This window comes from Stenotrophomonas sp. NPDC047960 (assembly GCF_043204395.1).
GTDB lineage: Bacteria > Pseudomonadota > Gammaproteobacteria > Xanthomonadales > Xanthomonadaceae > Stenotrophomonas.
Window position 1 is genome coordinate 1 of the sequence record NZ_JBIDBX010000003.1, and the last position, 24,977, is coordinate 24,977.

Annotated in this window: 23 protein-coding genes and 4 tRNA genes; 9 read left to right on the plus strand and 18 right to left on the minus strand. The window is 67.1% G+C overall.

Going from position 1 to position 24,977, the window contains the following annotated elements:
* From ACGFZ3_RS07985 to ACGFZ3_RS08005, 5 genes are all read right to left on the minus strand, one after another.
* On the minus strand, window positions 1-395 hold a 395-nt coding region (locus tag ACGFZ3_RS07985), incomplete at its 3' end, for a GTP-binding protein (RefSeq protein ID WP_392918917.1).
* Between the two features lie 40 nt (window positions 396-435).
* Window positions 436-511 (minus strand) — tRNA-Thr (locus ACGFZ3_RS07990).
* Window positions 512-558: 47 nt separating this feature from the next.
* Window positions 559-632: transfer RNA gene (locus ACGFZ3_RS07995), tRNA-Gly, on the minus strand.
* A 38-nt stretch (window positions 633-670) separates the two neighbouring features.
* Window positions 671-756: transfer RNA gene (locus tag ACGFZ3_RS08000), tRNA-Tyr, on the minus strand.
* Between the two features lie 138 nt (window positions 757-894).
* On the minus strand, window positions 895-1,905 hold the full coding sequence (locus ACGFZ3_RS08005) for an isoaspartyl peptidase/L-asparaginase family protein (RefSeq protein ID WP_392918920.1): 1,011 nt from the start codon (window positions 1,903-1,905) through the stop codon (window positions 895-897).
* Between the two features lie 247 nt (window positions 1,906-2,152).
* On the opposite strand from ACGFZ3_RS08005, the gene ACGFZ3_RS08010 reads away from it, so the two are divergent.
* Window positions 2,153-4,888, plus strand: a complete 2,736-nt coding sequence (locus ACGFZ3_RS08010) for a TonB-dependent receptor plug domain-containing protein (RefSeq protein WP_392918923.1) — start codon at window positions 2,153-2,155, stop codon at window positions 4,886-4,888.
* Window positions 4,889-5,185: 297 nt separating this feature from the next.
* Here the strand turns inward: ACGFZ3_RS08010 and ychF are convergent, their stop codons facing one another.
* From ychF to ACGFZ3_RS08050, 8 genes are all read right to left on the minus strand, one after another.
* Complete coding sequence (gene ychF / locus ACGFZ3_RS08015) at window positions 5,186-6,277, minus strand: redox-regulated ATPase YchF (RefSeq protein WP_392918926.1); 1,092 nt, start codon at window positions 6,275-6,277, stop codon at window positions 5,186-5,188.
* 15 nt (window positions 6,278-6,292) lie between these two features.
* Window positions 6,293-6,871 carry an aminoacyl-tRNA hydrolase gene (gene pth / locus ACGFZ3_RS08020; RefSeq protein WP_392918929.1) on the minus strand — a complete coding sequence of 193 codons (579 nt, stop codon included), beginning with the start codon at window positions 6,869-6,871 and terminating at the stop codon, window positions 6,293-6,295.
* 80 nt (window positions 6,872-6,951) lie between these two features.
* On the minus strand, window positions 6,952-7,569 hold the full coding sequence (locus tag ACGFZ3_RS08025; RefSeq protein WP_392918931.1) for a 50S ribosomal protein L25/general stress protein Ctc: 618 nt from the start codon (window positions 7,567-7,569) through the stop codon (window positions 6,952-6,954).
* 112 nt (window positions 7,570-7,681) lie between these two features.
* Complete coding sequence (locus ACGFZ3_RS08030; RefSeq protein ID WP_038692467.1) at window positions 7,682-8,641, minus strand: ribose-phosphate diphosphokinase; 960 nt, start codon at window positions 8,639-8,641, stop codon at window positions 7,682-7,684.
* 134 nt (window positions 8,642-8,775) lie between these two features.
* A tRNA-Gln gene (locus tag ACGFZ3_RS08035) sits at window positions 8,776-8,852 on the minus strand.
* A gap of 10 nt (window positions 8,853-8,862) precedes the next feature.
* The gene (gene ispE, locus ACGFZ3_RS08040; RefSeq protein ID WP_392918934.1) at window positions 8,863-9,732 is read right to left on the minus strand and encodes a 4-(cytidine 5'-diphospho)-2-C-methyl-D-erythritol kinase; all 870 of its coding nucleotides are present in this window, start codon (window positions 9,730-9,732) and stop codon (window positions 8,863-8,865) included.
* A complete protein-coding gene (gene lolB / locus ACGFZ3_RS08045; protein ID WP_392918936.1) occupies window positions 9,729-10,391 on the minus strand; it encodes a lipoprotein insertase outer membrane protein LolB in 663 nt (220 codons plus the stop codon). The genes ispE and lolB overlap by 4 nt, the downstream gene beginning before the upstream one ends.
* Window positions 10,388-12,073, minus strand: a complete 1,686-nt coding sequence (locus tag ACGFZ3_RS08050) for a tetratricopeptide repeat protein (RefSeq protein ID WP_392918938.1) — start codon at window positions 12,071-12,073, stop codon at window positions 10,388-10,390. Before ACGFZ3_RS08050 ends, lolB begins: the two co-directional genes overlap by 4 nt.
* A 64-nt stretch (window positions 12,074-12,137) precedes the next feature.
* Between ACGFZ3_RS08050 and hemA the strand changes: the two genes are divergently transcribed.
* From hemA to ppk2, 4 genes are read left to right on the plus strand one after another with little or no spacing between them, the layout of a single operon-like run.
* Window positions 12,138-13,421, plus strand: a complete 1,284-nt coding sequence (hemA, locus tag ACGFZ3_RS08055) for a glutamyl-tRNA reductase (protein ID WP_392918940.1) — start codon at window positions 12,138-12,140, stop codon at window positions 13,419-13,421.
* Window positions 13,399-14,484: a peptide chain release factor 1 gene (gene prfA / locus ACGFZ3_RS08060; RefSeq protein WP_392918942.1), complete on the plus strand. Its 1,086-nt coding sequence runs from the start codon at window positions 13,399-13,401 to the stop codon at window positions 14,482-14,484. The genes hemA and prfA overlap by 23 nt, the downstream gene beginning before the upstream one ends.
* Complete coding sequence (locus tag ACGFZ3_RS08065) at window positions 14,481-16,190, plus strand: tetratricopeptide repeat protein (protein WP_392918945.1); 1,710 nt, start codon at window positions 14,481-14,483, stop codon at window positions 16,188-16,190. The genes prfA and ACGFZ3_RS08065 overlap by 4 nt, the downstream gene beginning before the upstream one ends.
* Window positions 16,191-16,242: 52 nt before the next feature.
* Window positions 16,243-17,028: a polyphosphate kinase 2 gene (gene ppk2, locus ACGFZ3_RS08070; RefSeq protein ID WP_392918947.1), complete on the plus strand. Its 786-nt coding sequence runs from the start codon at window positions 16,243-16,245 to the stop codon at window positions 17,026-17,028.
* Window positions 17,029-17,055: 27 nt separating this feature from the next.
* On the opposite strand, the gene ACGFZ3_RS08075 is transcribed toward ppk2, so the two are convergent.
* Together ACGFZ3_RS08075 and ACGFZ3_RS08080 are read right to left on the minus strand one after the other, a co-directional pair.
* A complete protein-coding gene (locus ACGFZ3_RS08075; RefSeq protein ID WP_392918950.1) occupies window positions 17,056-17,622 on the minus strand; it encodes a TlpA family protein disulfide reductase in 567 nt (188 codons plus the stop codon).
* The gene (locus ACGFZ3_RS08080) at window positions 17,619-18,893 is read right to left on the minus strand and encodes a YihY family inner membrane protein (RefSeq protein ID WP_392918953.1); all 1,275 of its coding nucleotides are present in this window, start codon (window positions 18,891-18,893) and stop codon (window positions 17,619-17,621) included. Before ACGFZ3_RS08080 ends, ACGFZ3_RS08075 begins: the two co-directional genes overlap by 4 nt.
* 72 nt (window positions 18,894-18,965) lie before the next feature.
* On the opposite strand from ACGFZ3_RS08080, the gene wrbA reads away from it, so the two are divergent.
* From wrbA to ACGFZ3_RS08095, 3 genes are all read left to right on the plus strand, one after another.
* Entirely contained in the window at window positions 18,966-19,556 is a 591-nt protein-coding gene (gene wrbA / locus ACGFZ3_RS08085; protein ID WP_392918955.1) for an NAD(P)H:quinone oxidoreductase, read from the plus strand.
* Window positions 19,553-19,888: a DUF2069 domain-containing protein gene (locus ACGFZ3_RS08090; RefSeq protein WP_392918958.1), complete on the plus strand. Its 336-nt coding sequence runs from the start codon at window positions 19,553-19,555 to the stop codon at window positions 19,886-19,888. The genes wrbA and ACGFZ3_RS08090 overlap by 4 nt, the downstream gene beginning before the upstream one ends.
* Window positions 19,889-19,988: 100 nt before the next feature.
* Window positions 19,989-20,474 carry an asparaginase domain-containing protein gene (locus ACGFZ3_RS08095; RefSeq protein WP_282247164.1) on the plus strand — a complete coding sequence of 162 codons (486 nt, stop codon included), beginning with the start codon at window positions 19,989-19,991 and terminating at the stop codon, window positions 20,472-20,474.
* Between the two features lie 56 nt (window positions 20,475-20,530).
* Here ACGFZ3_RS08095 and ACGFZ3_RS08100 read toward each other — a convergent pair whose 3' ends face one another.
* The 3 genes from ACGFZ3_RS08100 to sufT all read right to left on the minus strand — a co-directional run bounded on the left by ACGFZ3_RS08100 (window position 20,531) and on the right by sufT (window position 24,425).
* Window positions 20,531-22,270, minus strand: a complete 1,740-nt coding sequence (locus tag ACGFZ3_RS08100; protein ID WP_392918961.1) for a S8 family peptidase — start codon at window positions 22,268-22,270, stop codon at window positions 20,531-20,533.
* Between the two features lie 474 nt (window positions 22,271-22,744).
* Window positions 22,745-23,842 (minus strand): branched-chain amino acid aminotransferase, encoded by a 1,098-nt coding sequence (locus tag ACGFZ3_RS08105; RefSeq protein ID WP_392918964.1) that lies wholly within the window; start codon window positions 23,840-23,842, stop codon window positions 22,745-22,747.
* Between the two features lie 31 nt (window positions 23,843-23,873).
* The gene (gene sufT, locus ACGFZ3_RS08110) at window positions 23,874-24,425 is read right to left on the minus strand and encodes a putative Fe-S cluster assembly protein SufT (protein ID WP_392918968.1); all 552 of its coding nucleotides are present in this window, start codon (window positions 24,423-24,425) and stop codon (window positions 23,874-23,876) included.
* Window positions 24,426-24,542: 117 nt separating this feature from the next.
* Between sufT and ACGFZ3_RS08115 the strand changes: the two genes are divergently transcribed.
* Window positions 24,543-24,962, plus strand: a complete 420-nt coding sequence (locus ACGFZ3_RS08115) for a hypothetical protein (protein WP_392918970.1) — start codon at window positions 24,543-24,545, stop codon at window positions 24,960-24,962.
* Window positions 24,963-24,977 lie beyond the last annotated feature (15 nt).

The window sequence follows — 24,977 nt, forward strand, 5'->3', positions numbered from 1 at the left end:
ACGATGTACGGCACGCCGACCTGACGCGACAGCAGGATGTGCTCGCGGGTCTGCGGCATCGGGCCGTCAGCAGCCGAACAGACCAGGATCGCGCCGTCCATCTGGGCGGCACCGGTGATCATGTTCTTGACGTAGTCAGCATGGCCCGGGCAATCGACGTGGGCGTAGTGACGGGTGGTGGATTCGTATTCGACGTGTGCGGTCGAGATCGTGATGCCACGGGCCTTTTCTTCCGGCGCGGCGTCGATCGCGGAGTAATCCTTGAACTCGCCACCGAAGCGCTCGGCACCGATCTTGGTCAGTGCGGCGGTCAGCGTGGTCTTGCCGTGGTCGACGTGACCGATGGTGCCGACGTTGACGTGCGGCTTGGTGCGCTCGAACTTACCCTTGGCCATGGCTGCTTATCTCGAAATCGTCTGAATGGTGGCGCTTGGATGGTGCTCACGAAAGGAATCGAACCTTCGACCTCCTCCTTACCAAGGAGGTGCTCTACCGACTGAGCTACGTGAGCGAGTTTTGAATTATGGCACGAATTTGAATATATTCAAATCCATTCAATGGAGCGGGAGACGGGGATCGAACCCGCACCATCAGCTTGGAAGGCTGAGGTTCTACCATTGAACTACTCCCGCATAGGAAGCTCTTGCCACAACCTGAAACTGCATGAAACTGGTGGAGGGAGGTGGATTCGAACCACCGAAGGCGTAAGCCAGCAGATTTACAGTCTGCCCCCGTTGGCCGCTTGGGTATCCCTCCTTACCACCCTGTCCCGTGGCGCCGAAGCGTTTTCGGTGTGGGGTGGAAGAGCCGTGAATTTTGGGGGTGAATGCGGGTTCTGTCAACAACCTTTTTGAACTTTTTCACATCAATCGCAAATTGCCCCCGCAATGCGGGCTACTGGCCGGGAAGCGTCAGCGTTTCGTCCGCGAAGATCGCCACGTGCGGCACGCCATCGGCACCAATCCAGCCGCGGTACATGCCCTGCGTGTTGAACGGCGTGGCAGCACGACCATCGGCGCCCAGCACGATCGCACCGCCATCGCCGCCAAGCGCGGGAATGCGCGTGTTGATCACCTCGCGCCCGGCCTCTTCCGGGCCCTGCTTGAGGTACTGCATGCGCGCGCAGATGTCGTGCGCGGCCGCCGTGCGGATGTAGTACTCGCCCCAACCGGTGCCGGACACGGCACAGGTGGCATTGGCGTAGGTGCCAGCGCCGATGATCGGTGCATCACCCACGCGCCCGTAGCGCTTGTTGGTCATGCCGCCGGTGGAGGTGCCGGCCGCCAGGTGGCCCTGGCGGTCCAGCGCCACCGCGCCGACGGTGCCGAAGTGGCGTGCGGTTTCGAAATCGGCATGCGCCTGGCCGCCGGCCTCTTCCTTCAGGGCCCTCTGCAGCTGCTGCCAGCGCTTTTCGGTACGGAAGTACGACGGATCGACCAGGGGGATGCCCCGGCTGGCCGCGAAGGTTTCGGCGCCCTCGCCCACCATCATCACGTGCGGAGAGTGCTGCATCACCGCCTCGGCCAGCAGGATCGGGTTGCGCACGCGCTGCACGCCGGCCACCGCACCGGCCTTGAGGGTGGCGCCATCCATCAACGCGGCATCCAGCTCGTTGCGCCCGTCATGGGTGAACACCGCGCCCTTGCCGGCGTTGAAGGTGGGATCGTCTTCCAGCACGGTGATGGCGGCGGTGACCGCGTCGAGTGCCGGCCTGCCGGCGGCCAGCACCTGGTGACCCTGGATGAGCGCCTGGCGCAGCGCCGCGCGCGCCGCCTTTTCCTCGGCCGGCGACAGATCCTTGCGCTGCACCCCTGCGCCGCCGTGGAGGACGAGCACCGGCTCGGCGGCCAGGGCGGGTGGGCTGAGCAGGAGCAGAGAAAGCAGCAGGGCGTGTCGACAGGGCATGGCGCTGACCGGGGTGTGGGTGGCGCGTCCATCATGCCGGACACACCCCGCCGTGCCGACCAACGGTCGGCACCTACCCGCTGGCCGGATATCTGGTAGGCATCGACCGTCGGTCGATACCCGCAGGCCTGGAGCGCGCCCGCTGGCGGCGGACGTAAAAAAGGCGTTAAATGCGCGCCGTCCGTTCACCAAATGTGAATGGGGGTCGCGGCCTCCCTCGAGGCCTACTTTCTTCTTGAGAATTCTCATGCGTAAACAGGCGATGGCGTGGTCGATCCAGCTGGCGTTGATGGGTGTGGGCGCAACGGCAGCGGCACAGGCTCCGGCGCCCGGGGTGCAGCAGCTGGATACGGTGCAGGTGACCGGCTCGCGCATTCCGCGCGCCCAGGTCGAGGGCCCCGCCCCGGTCACGGTGATCACTGCCGGGCAGATCCAGGCCAGCGGCTTCACCAGCGTGCCGGACGTACTGCGTTCGATGACCCAGAACGGCGGTGAGACGCAGAGCCAGCAATCGGCCAGCGGCGCTGACTTCTCGCCGGGTGCGCAGCAGGTCGACCTGCGCGGACTGGGGCCCAACCACACGCTGGTGCTGGTCAATGGCCGGCGCATCGCCGATTTCCCGATGCCGTTCCAGGGCCGCAGCAACTTCACCGACGTCTCCAACATCCCGCTGGGCATGATCGACCGGATCGAAGTGCTGACCGGCAGCGCGTCCGCCATCTACGGCTCGGACGCGATTGCCGGCGTGGTGAATTTCATCCTGAAGAAGCAGGTCGATGGCACCACGGTGGATGTGCGCCTGGGCACCACCAGCGAGGGCGGTGGCGAGTCGTTCGACATGAGCATGGCCAGCGGCTTCGATGCGGGCCAGTTCAGCGCGGTATACAGCTTGGAGCTCCAGTCGCAGACCCCGCTGTGGGCCCATGAGCGCGCCCAGCAGGATTCCACCCTCGACGCCCCCACCGAAAGCGCGCGCGCCGCGCGCCGCGCGTACCTGCGCACGGATTACAACGACGATTACCTGGATCCGGGCCTGGCCACCTGCGATGCACTGGCCAGCCAGAACCAGGGCAGCACCTACTACGCCGAGCGCGCACGCTATGGCTTCTACTGCGGCAGTGACCGTTCGATCGGCTACGGCACGATCCTCAGCGAGCGCCGCGGCGCCAACGGCTATGCATCGCTGCGCTATGGCTTCGAGAACGGCGCGGAGTGGTTTGCCGACGTGCAGCTGGGCTACCACGACATCGCGTTGATGCGCGATGTGACCCAGTGGGGGCTGATGGCGCCGGATGGCAACGAGGACGGCTACTTCCACAACCAGGCCACCGATCAGGTGGAGTTCTGGCAGCGCCAGTTCTCGCCCGAGGAAATGGGCGGGCTGCGCAACGGGATGATCCGCAGCACCCAGAAGACCTTCAGCGTCACCACGGGGTTCAAGGGCTCGCTGGGCGCGGCCTGGGATTACGATGCTTCGCTGAGCCACTCGCAGTACCAGTCGTCGATCCGCTGGCCGCAGATCATCGCGGCCAAGGCCAACGACCTGTTCCTGGGCCCACAGCTGGGCGAGGACGACGATGGCCTCCCGATCTACAACGCCGACCCGGCGCGCCTGTACCGGCCGCTGACCCGCGCCGAGTACGATTCGATCGCCGCGCGCACCACCTACAGGCCGAAATCGCGCACCGATACCGCTGCGCTGACCCTGACCAACGGCGAACTGTTCGAACTGCCCGGCGGCAAGGCCGGCTTTGCGGCCACCGCCGAGTTCGGCAACCAGTCCTACGCGCTCAATCCCGATCCGCTGGCCACGCAGTACTACTACTACAGCTGGAAGGATTCGGACGGCCATGGCAGCCGCAACCGCTGGGCCACCGCGGCGGAGCTGCGCCTGCCATTGCATGACACGCTCAATGTGAGCGTGGCCGGCCGCTTCGACCAGTACCGCTATTCGGGCAACACCATCGGCAAGGCGACCTGGAGCGGCGGCATCGAGTGGCGCCCGATCGACTCGCTGCTGGTGCGCGGCTCATACGGCACCGCGTTCCGCGCGCCGGACCTGCATTATGTGTATGCCGGCCCGGGCAACGATGAAACCAGCGCGAACGACTATTACGCGTGCGCGGTGGACGGCGCGGACGACTGCTCGGATTACGAGGAAAACCTGATCCGCACCCGCGAGGGCAACCGCCAGCTGCATCCGGAAACCAGCACCTCCTGGAGCGCCGGACTGGTGTGGTCGCCTGCAATGGGCCTGGACCTGTCGGTGGACTGGTTCGACATCGACATGCGCGACCAGGTGCAGGACATGGACGTGAGCACGATCCTGCGCGACGAGGCGGCCTGCCGCCTGGGCGAGGCCGATGCGGCCTCGCCGACCTGCGTGGATGCGCTCAACCGGGTCAACCGCACCAGCGATGGGCGCCTGTACGGGGTGCACGTGAGCCCGATCAACATCGCACGCGAGACCACCCGCGGCATCGATGTGGGCCTGCGCTACCGCCTGACCACCGGCGTGGGTGATTTCATCCTGAGCGGTAATCACACGTGGGTGCAGCGCCATGATTTCCAGCAGTTCGCCGGGGACGTGGTGGAAGACCAGTTCGCGGTCAACAGTGGCTTCGATATTCCACGCACCAAGACCAGCGCAAGCCTGACCTGGGAGAACGCGGCGTGGTCGGCCACGCTGTACGGCCAGCGCCTGGGCAGGCTGCCGAGTTTCGACAGCTACGACCAGAGCTTCGACTGGGAGAGCGGCGCCAGCCCGTGGATCAAGGCGACCTACCGCTACAACCTGTCGGTGCAGTACCGCTTCGACGACCATTCGCGGTTGTCGCTGTCGGTGGTGAACATGTTCAACAAGATGCCGCCGAAGGATGCGACGTACACCTCGTACCCGTATTACGACGTGTCGTGGTTTGACACGGTGGGGAGGCAGTTGAACCTGCAGTACACGCACAAGTTTGGCGGCACCGCGCTGTAGTTGTTCTACTTTTCCACACCGTGCGTGGAAAGCGATGGGGGTTTGCTGTGGACAACCCTGTCTGAGCCACGCGCTGCAACGGTTCTGCAGGGTGGTGAATTTTTGTCCAGTCGATGCGCGGGTTTTCCACACAGGACGTGGAAAGCCATGGGAATTTGCTGTGGACAACCCGGCTGAACACTGCGCTGGAAGGGTTTCAGGCCGTGGTGAATTATTGTCCAGGCTGAAATGCAGACGCCCCGCACGGGGCGGGGCGTCTGCGATGGCGGGCGGCGGACCAACGGTCCGCCCGACCGGTCAGACGTTGAAGCGGAAATGCAGGATGTCGCCTTCCTGGACGCGGTATTCCTTGCCTTCCAGGCGCAGGCGACCGGCTTCCTTGGCGCCGGCTTCGCCCTTGTACTTGATGAAGTCGTCATACGCGATGGTTTCGGCGCGGATGAAGCCTTTCTCGAAGTCGGTGTGGATCACGGCGGCTGCCTGCGGGGCGGTGGCGCCCTTGCGTACGGTCCAGGCACGGACTTCCTTCACGCCGGCGGTGAAGTAGGTCTGCAGACCGAGCAGACTGTAGGCGGCGTTGATGACGCGGTTGAGGCCCGGCTCGGTCAGGCCGAGGTCGGCCAGGAAGGTGTCGCGGTCTTCGTCGTCCAGCTGCGAGAGCTCTTCTTCGATGGCGGCCGAAACCGGCACCACCTGCGCGCCTTCGGCGGCGGCACGGGCGCGCACGGCGTCCAGGTGCGGGTTGTTCTCGAAGCCGTCTTCCAGCACGTTGGCAATGTACATCACCGGCTTGAGGGTGAGCAGGAACAGGTCGCGGACCAGGGCTTTCTCTTCCTCGTCCAGGCCGGCGCTGCGGCCGGCCTTGCCGTCGGCCAGGGCAGCCTGCAGCTTGGCCAGCACCGGCTTGCGCGCGGCCGCGTCCTTGTCGCCGCCCTTGGCCGCACGCTCGGCGCGGTTCAGCGCCTTCTCGACGCTGTCCAGGTCGGCCAGGGCCAGCTCGGTGTCGATGGTGTCGATGTCCGACAGCGGGTCAACCTTGTTGTTGACGTGGATGACGTCGGCGTTTTCAAAGCAGCGCACCACGTGGGTGATCGCATCCACTTCGCGGATGTGGGCCAGGAACTTGTTGCCCAGGCCTTCACCGCTGGCGGCACCGGCAACCAGGCCGGCGATGTCGACGAACTCCACGGCGGTTGGAATGACCTTCTGCGGGTTGATGATCGCCGCCAGTTCGTTCAGCCGCGGATCCGGCACGGGCACGATGCCGACGTTCGGCTCGATGGTGCAGAACGGGAAGTTGGCCGCGGCGATGCCCGCCTTGGTCAGCGCGTTGAACAGGGTCGATTTGCCGACGTTGGGCAGGCCGACGATGCCGCATTTGATACCCATCTTTGACAGCCTCTGTTATTTCGGGGTGTGCAGGCGCTTCATCGCCTCACTGTAATCGCCACGCACGGCCAGCGGCAGTACGTCGATGGCGTCGTCGATGGCATGCCCGATCAGCACGTCATCGTCCTTGCTTGCGCGGCCGAGCACCCACGGCACCACGCGGTCCTTGTGGCCAGGATGGCCGATGCCGATGCGCAGGCGGTGGAACTTTCCATGGCCGAGCAGGCGGATGGTGTCGCGCAGGCCGTTCTGGCCGCCGTGGCCACCGTCGAACTTGAGCCGGGCCACGCCGGGCGGCAGGTCCAGTTCGTCATGCGCCAGCAGGGTTTCTTCAGGCTCGATCTTCCAGAAGCGCTGGGCGGCGGTGACCGACTTGCCGCTGAGATTCATGAAGGTGGCAGGCTTGAGCAGCCACACCGGTTGCCCGGCAATGTCGACCCTGGCGGTCTCGCCGAACAGCTTGCTGTCCACGCTCCAGCGCGCGCCGGCCTGGGCGACCAGGGCGTCAATGAAACGAAACCCGGCATTGTGCCGGGTCTGGGCGTGCTCGGGTCCGGGGTTACCCAGGCCAACGATCAATCGCAATCCTGTCATCGCTCTTCTTCATCGCTACCGGCGGTGTGCCGGTACATGCAGAAACGGCGCCTGCCCAGAAGGGCAGGCGCCGCAATCACTTACTCTGCAGCAGCCACTTCTTCGTCGGCGGCTTCGCCCTTGCCGTGCTTGGCAGTGACGATGGCGTCGTCGTGGTCCTTGCCCTGGGCCAGGGCAACGATCTCGACGCCCTTCGGCAGCTTGATGTTGGACAGGTACACCACGTCACCGGCCTTGAGCTCACCCAGGTCGACGTCGATCGACTCCGGCAGATCCTTCGGCAGGCAGCTGACGGTGACTTCCTTCAGTTCGTGGGTGACCACGACGTCGGCAGCCTTGCCGGCCGGCGAGGTGTCTTCGTTGAGGAAGTGCAGCGGCACCGACGCGGTCAGGGTCTGGTTCTCATCCACGCGCAGGAAATCCAGGTGCATGATCAGCTGCTTGTGCGGGTGGCGCTGCATGTCACGCAGCAGGACCTTGGTGATCTTGCCATCCAGGTTCAGGTCCAGGATCGACGAGTAGAACCACTCGTTCTGCTGGGCAAGCCAGGTAGCGTTGTGGTCCAGGCTGATGGCGACCGGTTCGGCGTTGCCACCGTACACGATGGCCGGGATCACACCGGCGTGACGCAGGCGGCGGCTCGCACCCTTACGCTGCAGTTCACGCTTGGTGACCTTGATTTCATGGGTCTTCGACATTTTACTTCTACCAGTTGTTGCCTTGCCGGAATGGCTTGGCGATGAAGGGCACGTCCGCGACCAGACGTCCCCGGGGCCCTGGCTGCCGTCGCCGGCGGCCAGGAAAAACGAATCAGTCCACGTACAGCGAGCTGACCGACTCGCCGAAGGCGATGCGGCGCATCGTTTCGGCCAGCATCTCCGCCACGCTGAGCTGGCGGATCTTGCTGCACACGCGCGCTTCTTCACGCAGCGGGATGGTATCGGTCACCACCAGCTCATCGAGCTGGGAGTTGTTGATGTTGTCCACCGCCGGGCCCGAGAGCACGGCGTGGGTGCAGTACGCGGCCACCTTGAGGGCGCCACGCGCCTTCAGCGCGGCGGCGGCCGCACACAGGGTGCCGGCGGTGTCGACGATGTCATCGACCATCACGCAGGTCTTGCCTTCGACGTCACCGATGATGTTCATCACGGTAGAGACGTTGGCGCGCGGGCGGCGCTTGTCGATGATCGCCAGATCGGCATCGTCCAGGCGCTTGGCGACGGCGCGGGCGCGCACCACCCCGCCCACGTCCGGGGACACCACGATCAGGTTTTCGGTGCCGTAGGCGCGCCAGATATCGGCGAGCAGCAGCGGCGAGGCATACACGTTGTCCACCGGCATGTCGAAGAACCCCTGGATCTGGTCGGCATGCAGGTCCACCGTCAGGACACGGTCGGCGCCAACGGCGCTGAACATCTTGGCGGCCACCTTGGCGGTGATCGGCACGCGCGAGGAGCGCATGCGGCGATCCTGGCGCGAGTAACCGAAGTACGGCACCACGGCGGTGACGCTGTTGACCGAGGCGCGCTTGAGCGCATCGATCAGGACCAGCAGCTCCATCAGATTCTCGGCGCTGGGGGCGCAGGTCGGCTGGATCACGAAGACGTCCTGCTTGCGGACGTTCTCTTCGATTTCGACCTGCACTTCACCATCGGAGAAGCGCGAAACCAATGCCTTGCCCGGTCGCACCCCCAGTTCCTTGCAGATGCTCTGGGCAAGGCGCTTGTTGGCGTTGCCGGAAAATACCAGCAGGTTCGGGTGATCTTGCATCATGACGGTCTCGGGCGGGAGCGATTGGCGGAGAACTCTGCCGCCGGCGCCCGGGGACGTCTGCGGTGACAACACCGCGGCCGTTCAACCGTGTCCGCGCAGCATGCGCATGGAACGCGGTTGGCGTCCGCAAGTGGCAGGGGCGGGAGGATTCGAACCTCCGAATGCCAGGATCAAAACCTGGTGCCTTGGGCCTCTTGGCGACGCCCCTGCATCAAAAATCAATAACGCTCGAGTACATCAAGCAGTGGCGAGCGCTCCACGCCCGCAGCCACCCATGCCCGCAGTTCCTTCGGCAACCGCGCCAGGCCCTGCTCTGCAGCAGCGCGCGTGGCGAACTCGACGAAACAACCGCTTCCCGACCCGGTGAGTCGTGCCCGGCCGATCCTGTCCAACGCGATGAGCACTGCCTCGACGGCAGGTTCGCGACGGCGCAGCACCGGCTCGAACGCATTCCCGAGCAAAGACCCGGAAGCGAAGTCCGCTATTTTCGCTACTGGGGCGTCGCGCGTCAAATCGGAACTGGCGAAAAGTGCAGCGGTGGGCACATGGACGCCGGGGTCGGCAATCACATACCAGGCCGGCGGCAGGGCCAGCGGGGTCAGCTGCTCCCCCACCCCTTCGGCCCAGGCATTGCGTCCGCGCACGAAGACCGGCACGTCCGCGCCCAGCTGCAGGCCCAGTCCGGCCAGCGTGTCTTCGTCCAGCCCCGTTTTCCAGAGCGCGTTCAACGCCACCAGGACCGTCGCGGCATCGGAAGACCCACCGCCAAAACCGCCGCCCGCTGGAATGCGCTTTTCGACGGTGATATGCACACCTTGGGCGACGTTACAATGCTTTTTCAGGAGAACGGCAGCGCGCACGGCGAGATCATCGGCCTCTTCCACGCCGGGCACGGAGGGCCCCATACGACGCACCTGGCCGTCTTCACGCACCTGAAGCCGAACCCGGTCGCCCCAGTCCAGCAGCCGGAACACGCTCTGCAGTTCGTGGTAGCCATCAGCGCGGCGGCCGGTGATGTGCAGGAACAGGTTCAGCTTGGCCGGGGCCGGAAACCACGGCCCACTGCCGTTCAGGTCCAACGCGCTCATGGGCTGCCCAGCACCCAGCCGTCGACCAGCAGGCGCACCTTGGCGTCGCCATTGACCGCCTCGATCCGCCGCGGCAGCACCGGGCGATCGCCTTCGGCCGGGTACCAGTCCAGGAAGTGGATATCCCAGCCCATCTGGCGGACCCTGCGCGGCCGGCCTTCGGCATCGCGATCGATCTGCTCGGCCGCGGTCGACCCTTCGGCGACCAGGCCGCGCACCCAGTCCGGCAACTGGTTGACCGGAATATCCCAGCCGGTGGCCTCCAGCAGCACCTGCTGCGCATCCTCGCCCTGGCGCGGGCCACCTTCCACACCGTCCAGCCGCCCGCTGCGGTTCTGGCTGTCGCCGCTCAGGGTCCAGCTCTGCCGGGTGACCGGCGCGCTCAGCGACACCACGTACTGGCGCGCCTGCTGCTGCCAGTCGATGCGACCACTGCCGCCGTTGCTCCCTTTGTTGACCGCGACCCGACCCTGGAACGACCACGCCGGCTGCGCGCGCAGCGCGTCTACTCGCGCAGCCTCGGCCTGCTGCGCCTCGGCGCTCACGGTGGTCACCACAGCGGGGGCGGCCGGGGCCTTGCGCGTGTCCAGCGACACGCAGGCCGACAACGACACGGCCAGGACCGCCGCGAAGGCGGCCTTCATGGGAATCAGGTTCATACGCCGTATTTCTCGATCACGCGCTGCAGCGCACGGTTTTCCGGGTCCAGCTTGCGTGCTTCATCGAAGAAGCGGCGGGCCTCGTCCTTGCGGCCAAGCACCCACAGCACCTCGCCCACATGCGCGGCGATCTCAGGATCCTTGGCCAGCGTCCAGGCGCGACGCAGCTGCACCAGTGCTTCTTCATTGCGGCCCAGGCGATACAGCACCCAGCCGTAGCTGTCGACGATGGCGGCGTTGTCCGGCTCGGCCACGCGGGCGCGGTCGATCAGCTCCAGCGCCTCCTGGTAGCGGGCGGTGCGGTCGGCCAGGGTATAGCCCAGGGCGTTGAGCGCGGCCACGTTCTCCGGTTCGGTCACCAGGATCTTGCGCAGGTCCGCTTCGGCGCGCGGCACATCATCGCGGCGCTCCCAGGCCAGCGCGCGGGCATACAGCAGCGCGTTCTCGTCCGGGTAGGCGGCCAGGCCCCGGGCCAGCGCGTCCAGCTCACCCGGCAGGTCGTTGCCCCGCTGGCGCAGTTCGGCCTCGAGCAGGTAGGCGTCGCGCCGCGCTTCATCATCGATCATGGCGTCGGACTGGATGGCATGGACGCCGGCGAAGGCCTTGTCGGTCTGGCCCAGTTCGTACTGGGCACTGGCCGCGCGCAGGCGGGCTTCGGCGCGCTCTTCGCCGCCCGGCACGCTGAGGTACCAGTCCACTGCTTCGGCATGGCGCTTGAGGTACTCGGCGATCTTGCCCAGCAGCAGGCGCTGGGCCGGGTCCGGCTTGGTCGCCTGCTTCGACAGGGCGGTGTACAGCGCCAGCAGCGCCGCGTCGTCCTTCTGCTTGGCCAGCAGCGAGGCGCGCATGCCCCAGGTCTGCACGTTCTGCGGACCGACCGCGAGCACGCGCTCGGCCGATTTCGCATCGCCCATGGCGTCGTAGGCGATGGCCACGGCATTGCGCAGCTCCGGGTCCTGCGCGGTGCGCGGTTCCACCGAACGCAGCGCGGCCAAGGCGTCGTCGGTCTTGCCGGCCTGGAACATCAGGCTGGCATTGAGCAGCGCCACGCGCGGCTCACCGGGGAAGCGGCGCACCACTTCATCGACCATGCGCCGGGCCAGTTCGGGCCGGTCCATGCGCATGGCCAGTCGCCCAAATTCCTGCCAGGGCTCGAGCTGGTTGGGGATGGCGTTGTCGTCGACCAGCCGGCCCAGCACATCGGCGGCAGCGGCCGGGTCGCGGCCCCCACCGGCCAGCGCGGCCAGCGCGAACTTCCAGCCGCGCGGGTCCGGGTCGCGCAGCAGGGTGCCCAGCTCGGTCCGCGCGCCCTTCACATCACCCTTGCGCAGGTCCAGCGCGGCGGCGGCGCTGCGCATGGCCAGCGAACGGGGCGCACGCTTCTCCCACAGGGCCAACGCGCGGGTGGCGCGCTTGTCATCGTCGGCGAGCATGGCGATCCGGGTGGCGCGCTCGGCCAGGCCGGCGTCGTCGCGGCCCGCCTCGGCGGCCTCCAGGTACCAGCGCGCGGCTTCGGCGAGCTTGCCGGCCTGCAGTGCGAACTCCCCGGCCATCACCGGGGTCAGCGACGCCGGCTGGGCCATTCCGGCCTTGTCAGGGGGGGCCGCCGGGGCTGCCGCCAGGGCGTTGGCGGTGAACAGGGACAGCAGCAGAACGCTGGAGATGCGAATCAATGCGGGCATCGGGGGCTTCTGGCCTTAAAATGGCGACTTGAATGGCCAGCAGCTTATCGCAAGCAACTGAACAATGACCCTGTGGGTGCTCGGACTGAATCACCAGACCGCGCCAGTGGAACTGCGCGAACGCGCGTCCTTTGGCGGCGACGCCCTGCCCCAGGCGTTGGCGTCGCTGCGCGACACCCCGCAGGTGGCCGAGGCGGTGCTGCTGTCCACCTGCAACCGCACGGAGCTGTATGCCGTGGCCGATTCGGGCGAGGCGCTGGCACAGTGGCTGGAGTCGCACGCCGGGCAGCTGCAGGGGTATCTGTACCAGCATGCCGATGCCGATGCGGTGCGCCACCTGTTCCGGGTCGCCACCGGGCTGGACTCGATGGTGCTGGGCGAGCCGCAGATCCTGGGCCAGGTGAAGGATGCGTGGGCGACTGCGCGCGATCATGGCCTGCTCGGCCAGCGCCTGGACCGCCTGTTCCAGCAGACCTTTTCGGTGGCCAAGCGCGCGCGTACCGACACCCGCGTGGGCGCCAACCCGATCTCGGTCGCCTCCACGGCGGTCCGCCTGGCGCAGAACTCGTTCGCGCGGCTGGAAGACTCCACCGTGTTGCTGGTCGGCGCTGGCGAAACCATCGAACTGGCCGCCCGCCACCTCAGTGAAGGCCGCGTACGGAGGCTGCTGATCGCCAACCGCACCCTGGCCCATGCACAGGAACTGGCCACCCGCCATGGTGGCGTGGCGCTGCCGCTGACCGAGCTGGAACGCCACCTGGGTGAAGCCGACGTGGTGTTTTCGGCGACCGCCGCGCGCGAGCCGGTCATCACCACGGCACATATCGCGGCCGCGCTGCGCTCGCGAAGACACAAGCCGATGCTGCTGTTCGACCTGGCAGTACCACGCGATATCGAAACCGGGGTCGGCGAACTGCAGGATGCATTCCTGTACACCGTGGACGACCTGGAGCGCGCGGTCGAAGACAACCGGCGCAGCCGGCGCGAGGCGGCCGCCGAAGCCGAAGCCATCATCGAGCTGCAGGTGTCGCGGTTCGTCGAGACCCTGCAGGCCAACGCGCACCAGGCGCCGCTGCGCCAGCTGCGCGCCTATGGCGAGGCCACGCGGCAGGAAATGCTGGGCAAGGCGCGCCAGCAGCTGGCCCACGGCAAGACGCCGGAGGAGGTGCTGGAGCTGCTCGCCCATGGCCTGACCAACCGCCTGCTGCACCCGCCGACCGCCGCGCTGCGTGCAGCCGCGCTCAGCGGCGATACTGAACTGACCCGCGCCGCCGAGCGCCTGTTCCCGGCCAAGCCGGGCTACCACCACCCTGCCGTGAGCAACGATGACGCCGACCCTGCGCCGTAAGCTGGAAGCGCTGGCCGAGCGCCGCGAAGAACTTGAACGCCTGCTGGCCGACCCGGCCGTGGTCAGCGGCAACGAGCGCTTCCGCAATTTTTCGCGTGAGTTCGCCCAACTGCAGCCGATCGCCGCCGCACTGGACGAGGAAGCGCGGGCGTTGGCCGATCTGGCCGCCGCTGAAGCAATGCGTGCCGACCCGGACCTGCGTGAGCTGGCCGAGGAGGAAATCACCGCCGCGCAGGCGCGCCTGCAGCAGCTCGACCATGAGCTGGCCCTGCTGCTGGTGCCGCGCGATCCGCGCGATGACGGCAACCTGTTCCTGGAAGTGCGCGCCGGGACCGGTGGCGACGAGGCGGCGATCTTCGCCGGTGACCTGTTCCGCATGTACGCGCGGTACGCCGAACGCCAGGGCTGGAAGGTCGAGGTCGAATCGGACAGCCCCGGCGAGCACGGTGGCTACAAGGAAATCGTGGCGCGCGTGGTGGGCCGCGGCGCCTATTCCAAGCTCAAGTTCGAATCCGGCACGCACCGCGTGCAGCGCGTGCCGGCGACCGAGTCGCAGGGGCGCATCCACACCTCGGCGGCCACCGTGGCGATCATTCCCGAAGCCGACGAGGTCGACGAGATCGTCATCAACCCGGCCGACCTGCGGGTGGATACGTTCCGCTCGTCCGGCGCCGGTGGCCAGCACGTCAACAAGACCGAATCGGCCATCCGCATCACCCACGTGCCGAGCGGCGTGGTGGTGGAATGCCAGACCGAGCGCAGCCAGCACGCCAACCGCGACAAGGCGATGAAGCGCCTGAAGGCGCAGCTGCTCGATGCCGAGCGCAACCGGCAGGCGGCCGCCACCGCGGAAAGCCGCCGGCTGCAGGTCGGCAGCGGCGACCGCAGCCAGCGCATCCGCACCTACAGCTTTCCGCAGGGCCGCATTACCGATCACCGCGTGGAAGGGCTGACCCTGTACGACCTGCCCAACATCATCGCCGGTGAGCTGGATACGCTGGTGGAACGGCTGATCCACGAACACCAGGCCGATGAACTGGCCCAGCTGTCCGCTGGCGCGTGAGCATGGACCCGCAGCGCGAGCAGCTGCGCAGCGCCGTGCAGCGCCAGCCCCAGGATTTCATCGCCTGGGTGATGCTGGCCGACGCGGAGCTTGAAGTCGGTGATGTCGCTGCGGGCGACCACGCAGCCTCGCGCGCGCTGCAGCTGCGCCCCGGCCACCCCGAAGCGCTGGCCCGGCTGGGCCGCACGCGCTGGATGCAGGGCCGCCATGGGGAGGCCGCCGCCCTGCTGCGCCAGGCCGCCAACCAGGTCCCGGAGCATCCTGGCATCGCGCTGTGGCTGGGCCACGCTCTGGAGGACGCCGGCCAGCCCGAAGCCGCTGCCGATGCCTACCGCCATGCGCATCAGCTGCTGCCCGGCGAGCCTTACATCACCGCGCAGCTCCTCAACTGGCAACGCCGGCTGTGCGACTGGCGCGGGCTGGAGCCGCTGTCCCAGCAGGTCCGCCAGGCCGTGGCGCAGGGCGTGGCGGTGGTCGAGCCGTTCGCCTTCCTCAGCGAAGACGCCAGCGCCGCCGAGCAGTTGGCATGTGCACGGCAGCGCGCCGCAGGCATTGCCGAGGGCGTGCGGGCGCTGCCGGCCGCGCAGGTGCGCCGCAAGGGGCCGCTGCGCGTAGGTTTCCTTTCCAATGGCTTCGGCGCGCACCCGACCGGACTGCTGACCGTGGCGCTGTTCGAGCAGCTGCACGCGCTGGGCGCGCTGGAGCTGCATCTGTTCGCCCTCAATGCCGATGACGGCAGCGCGATCCGCGCGCGCCTGCAGGCCGCTGCCACCGCACTGCACGACGTCTCGCCCCTGCCGCACGCGGTGATCGCCGCACGCATCCGCGAGGCCGGCATCGATGTGCTGTTCGACCTGCGCGGCTGGGGCGGCGGCGGCACGCCGGCGGTACTGGCGATGCGCCCTGCCCCGGTACAGGTGAACTGGCTGGCCTATCCAGGCACCTCGGGCGCGCCGTGGATGGACTACGTATTGGCCGATGGTTACGTACTGCCTTCCGCGATGGAACCGGCTTTCAGCGAACAGGTCCGGCACCTGCCCCGCGCGTTCCAGCCCTCGGACAACACCCGCATGCTGGAACCTGCGCCGGGCCGCGATGCCTGTGGCCTGCCTGCGCAGGGGGTGGTGTTCTGCTGTTTCAACAACAGCTACAAGCTCAACCCGCGCAGCATGCGCCGCGCGTTCGCAGTGCTGCAGGGCGTACCGGGCAGCGTGCTGTGGCTGCTGTCCGGGCCCGGCAATGCCGATGCGCGGCTGCGCACCGCCGCGCGCGACGCGGGGCTGGACCCCGCACGGCTGGTGTTCATGCCCAAGCTGCCGCACCCGACCTATCTGGCGCGCTACCCGCTTGCGGACCTGTTCCTGGACACGCACCCGTACAACGCGCACACCACCGCTTCCGATGCGCTGTGGGCCGGCTGCCCGGTGTTGACCTGCCCGGGCGCGACATTCGCGTCGCGCGTGGCCGGGTCGCTCAACCACCACCTGGGACTGCCGGCGATGAACGTCGCCGATGACCGCGCGTTCGTGGATACCGCAATCGCGCTGGGCAACGACCCGGCGGCACTGGCAGCGCTGCGGACCACCCTGGCCCAGCGGCGTTCGGACAGCAGCCTGTTCGACATGGCCGGGTTCGCGCGCGACTTCAGTGCCGAGGTGCAGGCAATGGCGCGATTGCACGGCTGGCAGGACGCACACACGGGCTGACCCCGCACTGCGCTAGGCTCGGGCTTCTTCTGTCAGCCGGAATCCCGCACCGATGGGCAAGCTCAAGCGCAAGGCGTACCAGGCACTGCTCGAACCGATGCAGCTCGAACTCACCGCGATGGCGCGCTGGGCCCAGCACACCGGGCAGCGCGTGCTGGTGCTGTTCGAAGGCCGCGATACCGCCGGCAAGGGCGGCGCCATCCAGGCCATCGCCGAACACCTCAACCCCCGCCAGTGCAGGGTGGTGGCGCTGCCCAAGCCAACCGACCGCGAAAGCACCCAGTGGTATTTCCAGCGCTATGTGTCGCACCTGCCGGCCGCCGGCGAGATCGTGTTGATGGACCGCAGCTGGTACAACCGGGCCGGGGTCGAACGCGTGATGGGCTACTGCAGCGATACCGAGTACGACGCCTTCCTGGCCCAGGCACCCGTGTTCGAGAAGCTGCTGGTGGACGATGGCATTCTGCTGTTCAAGTACTGGCTCACGGTTGATCAGGCGCAGCAGGAAAAGCGTTTTGCCGAGCGCCATTTGGACCCGCTCAAGGGCTGGAAGCTGTCGCCGGTGGACCTGGAGTCACGCAGCAAGTACACCGCCTATACGGAGGCGCGCGAGGCGATGCTGCGCGCGACGCACCGGGAGCAGGCGCCGTGGACGCTGGTGGATTTCAACGACCAGAAGCGCGGGCGGCTCGCCTTGATCCGCGACCTGCTGGACCGGCTGCCGGATACCGGGGTGGACGATCCCATCCCGGACCTGCCGCCGCTGAAGGGCAAACTGCACGAGGAACATTTCGGCGTGTTGAAGCCGATTCAGCCGTTCGCGGCGGAAGACCGCTAGGTACCCACCGTTGCCGGGTACTGCGGATCATTTTTTCAGCGCGATCTCTTTTTCAATGTCCGCCGCCGTCACCGGGCCCAGGAATTCCTTTGCCACTTTTCCATCCGGGGCAATCAGGTAGGTGAGCGGCAGGCCGCGCGGGATGGCGAAGTCTTCCGGCGGGTTGTAGGTGTCCACCAGCACGATCGGATAGGTCACCGGCAGCTTCTGCAGGAACGCCTTCATTTCCGCCAGCTCGATGTCTTCATACGCCAGGCCGACCACCTCGATCTCCTCGCGCATGGCATGCAGCGCCGACAGCTCCGGCATTTCCTTGCGGCACGGCGCGCACCAGGTTGCCCAGAAGTTGACCACCACCCACTTGCCGCGATGCGCGGCCAGGTCGTAGGTAGTACCGTCGATGGCGGGAAGCACCAGGCGCGGCTGGGCCGCAGTCTTTCGCTCCAGGTCCGGCGTGGCGGCAGCGGCGGCCGGGGCCGCAGGCTCCGCCGCGGGGGCCGGGGCCGGCGCGGGCGCTGCCGGCTGCGGTGCCGGCTTGTTGCATCCGGCCAGGGCCAGCAGGCCGACGGCCAGCAGCAGGGGCTTGAAGGTCATGGGGTGTCTCCAGACGGGGGATAGATATCGCTGACGCGGCGCTTGAGCAGCTCACGCAGGGGCAGCCGCAGTGCATCCAGCGCCGCCACCGAGGCGGAGCCAAGGCTGTCGTCGCGACAGGGAAGATAAGCTTCCTTGACCGGAATGCGCAGCTGCGTGGATTCGTAGAGGTCGGCCAGGGTGAGCTTGTCCAGGTCGCGTGACAGCAGCCATTCGCCCTGCTCGTCGCGGCGTACCACGCGGATTGCCTCCAGGTCGCACAGCATGCTCTGCAGCAGTGAGTCGGTCAGCATCGGCTCCATCCGCAGGATCTCGTCGTCGTCCAGCCCGCGCCCGTCGGCGCGCGCCTGGTGGAAGCGGCCGATCAGGCGCAGCAGCCCATACAGTTCATACCCGGTGGGCAGGCGCAGCTCGGCCGGCTGGTAGCGGAACGCGGCGATCGACGAGGCCAGCGACGCACCCAGCAGCACCGACACCCAGCACAGGTAGATCCACAACAGCAGGATCGGCACGAAGGCAACGGTGCCATAGAGCTTCTGGTAGGACTGGAAGCTGCCCAGGTAGGCGCCCATGCCCCACTTCACCAGCTCCAGCATCACCGCGGCGAGGATCGCGCCGGGAATGGCATGCCGCCATTTCACCGTATGGTGCGGGACCACCCGGTAGACCAGCATGATGCAGACGAACTCGATCAGGATCGGCGCCAGGGTCAGCGAGGCATTGGCCAGCAGGCGGCCTTCACTGGTGCCGAACAGCGGCAACGCGAACACCCGGGCCGAGACCGCCAGCGACGCGGCCGCCAGCATCGCGCCCAGGGTCAGCACGGTCCAGTACACCAGGAATCGGGTCAGCTTGGGCCGCGTCGAGCTGACCCGCCAGATCTGGTTGAAGGTTTCTTCCACGCTGTTCAGGGTGATCAGCAGTGAGACCACCAGGGCGATGAAGCCGGCGGCGGTGAGCTGGCCGGCGCTGGCCGAGAACTGGCGCAGGTAGCCTTCGGCTGCGCGCGCGGCGTTGGGCACGAAGTTGGAGAACACGTAGTCGCTGAGCGTGTCGCTCCAACGGTCGAACACCGGGAACGCCGAGAGCACGCCGAACACCACGATCGCCAGCGGCACCAGCGCGAACACGGTGGTGTAGGCCAGCGAGGCGGCGGCCTGGAACAGGCGGTCGTCGAGGAAGCGGCGCCACAGGAAGCGACCGAAGCTGGCGGTGCGGGCGCGGTCGCGCACGCGTTCCATCCACAGGTTGAGGGTATCCAGAGGTTCCATCCAGGCAAGCGTACCTGAAGCGGGGTGGAGGCAATGCCATACTGGACGCCAACTGATCACGACGGAAGCGAGATGGCGGAAATCCTGGTGCTGTATTACAGCCGCGGCGGGTCGGTGGCGCGACTGGCGCGCCAGATCGCGCGTGGCGTCGGCGAAGTGCCCGGCATGAGCGCGCGGCTGCGTACCGTACCGCCGGTGGCGGCGGTCACCCAGACCGCACGGCCGCCTGTGCCTGATGACGGTGCGCCTTACGTGAGCGTGGAGGACCTGGCCGACTGCAGCGGCCTGCTGCTGGGAAGCCCGACCCGCTTCGGCAACATGGCCGCGCCGGTGAAGCATTTCCTTGACGGGCTCGGCGCCGAGTGGGTCAACGGCACGCTGGCGGGCAAACCGGCCGGAGTGTTCACCTCCACCGCGTCGCTGCACGGCGGGCAGGAATCCACGTTGTTGTCGATGCAGGTGCCGCTGCTGCACCACGGTTGCCTGATCGTGGGCATTCCCTTCACCGAGCCCGCGCTCAGCCATACCACCACCGGCGGTACGCCCTACGGCGCCAGCCACGTGGCCGGTGCCGACGACAATCCGGTACCGAGCGACGATGAGGCGATCCTGGCGCGCGCGCTGGGCCGGCGCGTGGCCGACATCGCACGGCGGCTGGGATGAGCCCGCGCGTGCAGAGGTGGACGTTGGCGGCCCTGCTGCTGGGGCTGGCCACGGTGTTCGCGGTGTGGTTCGCGCACGACCGGCATTGGCTGGCCAGCCAGCTGGTCTTCACCGCTCCGCCGCTGCTGCTCGCGCTGGGCGTACTCACCGGGCGCGGCAAGGCGATGTTCTGGGCCGGCGTGCTGGCCCTGTTCTGGTTCAGCCACGGCGTGATGAGTGCCTGGAGCCACCCGGAAACCGCGCACTGGGCCTGGCTGGAACTGCTGCTGGCGCTGGCGGTGATCGGAGTATCCAGCGCGCCGGGCCTGCGCCGGCGTTTTTCGAAGCGTTGAGGGTCACGCGCCCGGCTGCGGGCCGGCGCCTGCAGCCGTATCATGGGCACCCAGCGCGGGGGTTGCCGCGCGGTACCGCCCGCACTCCAGGAAGCCTGCAATGGAAGAACTACTGATCATCACCACCGGTGGCACGATCGACAAGATCTACTTCGACGACAAGTCGGACTACCAGATCGGCGATCCACAGATCGGGATGATCCTGCGCGAGCTGGGCGTGACCTTCCGCTTCAACGTGATTCCGATCCTGCGCAAGGATTCACTGCACATCACCGACGAGGACCGCGAACTGATCCGCGCCACCATCGCCGCACAGCCGACCCGCCACGTGCTGGTTACCCATGGCACCGATTCGATGGTGCAGACCGGCCAGGTGCTCAAAAGCATTCCCGACAAGACCATCGTGATGACCGGCGCACTCAGCCCGGCACGCTTCCGCGGCTCGGACGCGGAGTTCAACATCGGCTGTGCGATCGGCGCGGTGCAGTCGCTGCAGCCAGGCGTGTACATCGCCATGAACGGTCGCATCTGGAACCCGGAACACGTGCGCAAGAACGTGGCCGCCAATCGGTTCGAAGACGCATGAGGCGGTAACCGCCTCATGCGCAGGTAGCGCCCGACCGTTGGTCGGGCGACCTTTTCTCAATACTGCGCGGTCAGGGTCACGCCGGAGAAGGTGCTATAGGCCTTCACCCGGACGTACCAGGTCCCCGCGGCCGGGGCGTTGATCGTGCAGGTTTCATTGTTGCCGCTCAGGTACGGCCGGCAGGTGTAGACGGTATCGGTAGGCGCGCTGCCCGACCGCACGTACAGATCTGCATCACCGCTGCCACCGGCGATGGTCACCTTCAACTGCGAGCGGCCCGACGGCACGGCCACCGTATAGGCCAGCGATGCACCGCTGGAGGCACCGAGGCCCGTAACCGGCACGTTGTTCTGCAGCGTGCCGGTGCCCGGGTTCGGATTGGTCCCGCCCAGCGCGGCGGTGACGGCCGCATCCGCATCGACGATACCGGCCCCGCAGCCGCCGCTGCACGCGCCCGGCAGGGCCCGTGCAGTGTTCTTGAGCAGCGTTTCAATGGCCGCCGGCGACAACGCGGTCGGCGCCACCGACTGCACCAGCGCGACAACGCCGGCCACGTGCGGGGCCGCCATCGATGTGCCGTTGTAGGACGCGTAGGACGCGGCGCCCGGAACGGTGGTGCCGGTGTTGAGCGTGGACAGGATCGCCTGGCCCGGCGCCGAGACATCGATACCGGCACCGTAGTTGGAGAAGCTGGCGCGGGCGCCGGCCGAGGTGGTGGCGGCCACCGCGATCACGTTGGCGCAGTTGGCCGGCACCGACGAGGACACGTTGGTGTTGCTGTTGCCCGCTGCCACCACCACGGTGGTGCCGCGCGAGACCGCGCCGTTGATCGCATTCTGGTAGGTGGTCGAGCAGCTGCCGCCGCCACCCAGCGACATGTTGATCACTTCGGCCGGGTTGGCATTGGCCGGCACGCCGCTGACGGTGCCGCCGGAGGCCCACACGATCGCATCGGCGATGTCGGAGGTGTAGCCGCCGCACTTGCCCAGTACGCGCACCGGAACAACCTTCGCGTTGAAAGCGGTGCCGGCCACGCCGGTGCTGTTGTTGGTTACCGCGGCGATGGTGCCGGCCACGTGGGTGCCGTGCCAGCTCGAATTGGACGCCGGGTAACCGGCACCGCATTCGTTGGCGGCATACCAGTCGCCTTCGTCATTGGCATTGTTGTCGCGGCCACCGCCATCGCGCGCCATCGCGGCATCGCTGATGAAGTCATAACCGGGCAGGATGTTTGCGTTCAGATCCGGATGGTTGGTGATGCCGGTATCGATCACCGCCACCACTACGCCGGTGCCGGTAGCCTTGTCCCATGCCGGGCGCACATTGATCGAGGCATTGCTGGTGCCGAAGCCCCACTGTTCGGAGAGGCGGCTGTCGTTGGGTACCAGGGTGGCGTGCATCAGCTGGTCGACTTCGACATATTCCACGTTCGGGTCGGCGGCCAGGCGCCGCATCAGCAGCTCCGCTTCGGCCGCATCCAACGGGCGGTCGGCCTTGACCACCGTCGGGCCGATCGCCAGCTGGCGCAGCTTCTGCAGGCCCAGCGCGCGGCCCTGCGCTGCGGGAACGGCCTGTGCGGCGGCCTTGAGCGAACTGGCCAGCGCGCTCGGGGTGGCCACGTCGGTGGCACCGTCCTTGTACTTGACGATGAAACGCTGGTGGGTCGGCGCTGAAGCCAGGCCACTCAACTGCACGTCACCGGCGAATGCCGGGGCCGCCAGGAGCAGGGTTGAAAGCACCGAACCACCGAGCACAACCAGGGCACGCTGACGCAGACGCTGCGGATCATGAGACATCGGAATTCCCTTCAAGTCTTGAGGAGCCGTCTAGGCGGCAAAGGTCGGTTCGATCCGGCGCTGTGGAGAGACGGCGTGGACAGAACCCGGAAGACGGATCGGCTTTCCCCTGCGAAACCGTCCGAACCCGGACGCTAGTAGTTTCGATTCAGGCCAACAATGTTTCAGCCCGCTTTCAGGGTTGTGAAAATTCCGATCTGAGACTTTTCGGGTCAACGGTTTGTGAATGTGAAGAAACTTTCGGGGGCCGATGCGGTCACCCCGAGCGTTTTTCGTGTCCTGCGTCACTGTCTTGTGCGTCATGACAAGGACATTGCTTGCGCATCAATGGGTTGGGTATGTTTGGATCGTTCAGAGATGAGTTTCAACAGTCCCACGCGCAGCCAGGGCAAGCTGTGGCCTGCGCGTTCCACGCCCATGAAAAAGGCCCGCCCGTTGCCAGGTGGGCCTTGGGTGTCCAGCGACCTTGCGCGATCAGGCGTCCAGGCGTACCAGCCAGCCATGGCGGTCCGGCACGCGGCCGTACTGGATGTCGGTCAGCTCCTTGCGCAGCGACAGGGTCACTTCGCCGGCCGGCGCGCCCAGGTCGCCCACCGAGAAGCCCTCGCCCTTCAGCTGCCCGATTGGGGTGACTACCGCGGCGGTACCGCAGGCAAACACTTCGGTGATCTCGCCCGACGCCACGCCCTGCTTCCACTCATCGATGCTGACCTTGCGCTCTTCGACCTTCATGCCACGGTCGCGGGCCAGCTGCAGGATGCTTTCACGGGTAATGCCTTCCAGGATGCTGCCCGACAGCTCGGGGGTCACGAGGGTGCCGTCCCTGTAGACGAGGAACACGTTCATGCCGCCCAGTTCTTCCAGGTACTTGCCCTCGACCGGATCCAGGAACAGCACCTGCGAGCACCCCTGGGCCTGCGCCTTCTGCTGCGGCAGCAGCGAGGCGGCGTAGTTGCCGCCGCACTTGGCCGCACCGGTGCCGCCCTTGGCCGCACGCGCGTATTCGGTGGAGAGCCAGATCGACACCGGCGCCACGCCCTTGGCGAAGTACGGGCCCGCCGGGCTGGCGATCACGTAGTAGCCCGCCTTCTGCGCGCCGCGCACCCCGAGGAACGCTTCATCGCCGATCATGAACGGACGGAAATACAGGCTGGATTCGTCGGCCGACGGCACCCAGCTGGCGTCCACGGCGATCAGCTGCCTGAGCGACTCGACGAAGATCTCCACCGGCAGTTCCGGCAGCGCCAGGCGCTGCGCCGAACGCTGCAGGCGGCGGCCGTTGGCCTCGGGGCGGAAGGTCCAGATCGAGCCGTCGGCATGCCGGTAGGCCTTGATGCCTTCGAAGATTTCCTGGCCGTAATGCAGCACCGCTGCGGCCGGGTCCAGCTGCAGCGGGCCATACGGCCGCACGCTGGCGTTGTGCCAGCCGGTGTCCTTGTCCCACCGCACTTCCACCATGTGGTCGGTGAAGTGCAGACCAAAACCGGGGGCGGCCAGGATGCGCTCACGCTCCTCGCTGCTGCGCGGCTGGGCGGAACGGGTGGTGGTGAAGCTCACGGAAGACTGGGACACCGGGAATTTCCTGTTCTGGTTACGGGTTCGATTACAGCATGCCGGTTTCGAGGCGCGCGGCCTCGGACATCATGTTCTGGTTCCACGGCGGGTCAAACACCAGCTCCACATCGGCTTCGGCCACGGTCGGGATCATTTCCAGCTTGCTGCGGACGTCGTCGACGAGGATGTCGCCCATGCCGCAGGCCGGCGCGGTCAGGGTCATCTTGACGTCGACCTCGCGCTGGCCATCGTCCAGGTGCTTGAGCTCCACCTCGTAGACCAGGCCCAGGTCGACGATGTTGAACGGGATCTCGGGGTCGAAGCAGGTCCGGAGCTGCTGCCACACCAGCTTTTCAACCTCCTCATCGGAGGCGTCGGCGGGCAGTTCCAGCGGCGCGGGCGGTTCCTTGCCCATGGCGTCGCCATCCTTGCCGGCGATGCGGAACAGATTGCCTTCGACAAACACGGTGTAGCTGCCGCCCAGCGCCTGGGTGATGTACCCATAGCTGCCGGCGGGCAAGGTGACCGTTTCGCCCTGCGGGACCATGACGGCCTCGCAGTCGCGTTCGAAGTGGACGGGTTCGCTGCTACGGGAGTACATGTGGATCGATATGGGGTCGCGGCCGATTCCCGCAAGGCGCTTATTTTAGCCCAGTGGCCGCCCACGCGCCGGTCACCCTGCAAGCCGGTATCCTGTTGCGGTCCAAAGGAAGAATGCATGCCGCCCACCTCTGCGCCCGCCAGGTCCGCCCACTGGCTCTGGCCCCCGCTGTTGTTGCTAGGAGTCGTCACGGCCACGCTGGCCTGGTTGTTCATCGCGTTGCTGAGCGGCCGCCAGGCAGGCTGGATGGCCGTGCTGGTGGCCCTTGAGCTGGGTTTCATGCTGCGCCTGGGCAACCTGCGCGGTGGCCTGCCGCGGGTGGCGTTGACCCTGCTGGGCACCCTGCTGGTGGCGCTGGCGGCCAACTGGGGCATCGCTTCGGCCTACCTGGGCGGCTCGCTGGGACTGGGTCCGTGGGAATCAGCGTTGCGGATGGGGCCGTTCATGGCGTTCACGTTGGTTCAGCTGGCCAACGGGGTTGGCGAGCTGTTGTGGCTGGCAGTTGCCCTTGTCGTCGGCTGGTGGATCGCGCGGTGAGCGCGTCACGACCAA

Bases quoted from the DNA above. Each gene is read 5' to 3' on its own strand.
- sufT (WP_392918968.1), bottom strand. From the start codon at position 24,425: ATGTACTCCCGTAGCAGCGAACCCGTCCACTTCGAACGCGACTGCGAG.
- ppk2 (WP_392918947.1), top strand. From the start codon at position 16,243: ATGGGCAAGCTCAAGCGCAAGGCGTACCAGGCACTGCTCGAACCGATG.
- ACGFZ3_RS08075 (WP_392918950.1), bottom strand. From the start codon at position 17,622: ATGACCTTCAAGCCCCTGCTGCTGGCCGTCGGCCTGCTGGCCCTGGCC.
- hemA (WP_392918940.1), top strand. From the start codon at position 12,138: ATGACCCTGTGGGTGCTCGGACTGAATCACCAGACCGCGCCAGTGGAA.
- ACGFZ3_RS08010 (WP_392918923.1), top strand. From the start codon at position 2,153: ATGCGTAAACAGGCGATGGCGTGGTCGATCCAGCTGGCGTTGATGGGT.
- lolB (WP_392918936.1), bottom strand. From the start codon at position 10,391: ATGAACCTGATTCCCATGAAGGCCGCCTTCGCGGCGGTCCTGGCCGTG.
- ACGFZ3_RS08100 (WP_392918961.1), bottom strand. From the start codon at position 22,270: ATGTCTCATGATCCGCAGCGTCTGCGTCAGCGTGCCCTGGTTGTGCTC.
- wrbA (WP_392918955.1), top strand. From the start codon at position 18,966: ATGGCGGAAATCCTGGTGCTGTATTACAGCCGCGGCGGGTCGGTGGCG.
- ACGFZ3_RS08005 (WP_392918920.1), bottom strand. From the start codon at position 1,905: ATGCCCTGTCGACACGCCCTGCTGCTTTCTCTGCTCCTGCTCAGCCCA.
- ACGFZ3_RS08095 (WP_282247164.1), top strand. From the start codon at position 19,989: ATGGAAGAACTACTGATCATCACCACCGGTGGCACGATCGACAAGATC.
- ACGFZ3_RS08025 (WP_392918931.1), bottom strand. From the start codon at position 7,569: ATGTCGAAGACCCATGAAATCAAGGTCACCAAGCGTGAACTGCAGCGT.
- prfA (WP_392918942.1), top strand. From the start codon at position 13,399: ATGACGCCGACCCTGCGCCGTAAGCTGGAAGCGCTGGCCGAGCGCCGC.
- pth (WP_392918929.1), bottom strand. From the start codon at position 6,871: ATGACAGGATTGCGATTGATCGTTGGCCTGGGTAACCCCGGACCCGAG.
- ACGFZ3_RS08090 (WP_392918958.1), top strand. From the start codon at position 19,553: ATGAGCCCGCGCGTGCAGAGGTGGACGTTGGCGGCCCTGCTGCTGGGG.
- ACGFZ3_RS08115 (WP_392918970.1), top strand. From the start codon at position 24,543: ATGCCGCCCACCTCTGCGCCCGCCAGGTCCGCCCACTGGCTCTGGCCC.
- ACGFZ3_RS08050 (WP_392918938.1), bottom strand. From the start codon at position 12,073: ATGCCCGCATTGATTCGCATCTCCAGCGTTCTGCTGCTGTCCCTGTTC.
- ychF (WP_392918926.1), bottom strand. From the start codon at position 6,277: ATGGGTATCAAATGCGGCATCGTCGGCCTGCCCAACGTCGGCAAATCG.
- ACGFZ3_RS08080 (WP_392918953.1), bottom strand. From the start codon at position 18,893: ATGGAACCTCTGGATACCCTCAACCTGTGGATGGAACGCGTGCGCGAC.
- ispE (WP_392918934.1), bottom strand. From the start codon at position 9,732: ATGAGCGCGTTGGACCTGAACGGCAGTGGGCCGTGGTTTCCGGCCCCG.
- ACGFZ3_RS08030 (WP_038692467.1), bottom strand. From the start codon at position 8,641: ATGCAAGATCACCCGAACCTGCTGGTATTTTCCGGCAACGCCAACAAG.